This is a genomic window from Clostridium sp. AM43-3BH, assembly GCF_003479985.1.
GTDB lineage: Bacteria > Bacillota > Clostridia > Lachnospirales > Lachnospiraceae > Otoolea > Otoolea fessa.
This window is the reverse complement of record NZ_QUIH01000008.1, coordinates 1-400: the sequence shown is the minus strand read 5'-3', so window position 1 is coordinate 400 and position 400 is coordinate 1. Positions and strand designations below refer to the sequence as shown.

The 400-nt window shown below is 46.5% G+C and carries 1 rRNA gene; it reads right to left on the bottom strand.

Features of this window, described 5'->3' with window-relative positions:
• Nucleotides 1–142 precede the first annotated feature (142 nt).
• A 23S ribosomal RNA gene (locus DW931_RS12545) occupies nucleotides 143–400 on the bottom strand; the annotation flags it as partial.

Sequence of the window (400 nt, the reverse complement as noted above, 5' to 3'; positions counted from 1 at the left end):
AGCCACACCCCGTCATCCACGTTTATATTTGATTTTCTTGAATGTTTATATACCTTCAAAACTGCACACTGAATTTCTTCTACTCTCTATCTTTCATCCTTCAGGAAATAACTTCCTCTTACCTATCCTTAACCATAACCTTTTGGTTAAGCCCTCGACCGATTAGTAACAGTCAGCTTCACGTATTACTACGCTTCCACCTCTGCCCTATCTACCTCGTCGTCTTCAAGGGGTCTTACTACTTGCGTATGGGATATCTCATCTTGAGGGGGGCTTCACGCTTAGATGCCTTCAGCGTTTATCCCGTCCCGGCTTGGCTACTCTGCCATGAACTTGATAGTTCAACAGATACACCAGAGGCCAGTCCACCCCGGTCCTCTCGTACTAAGGGCAGCTCCTC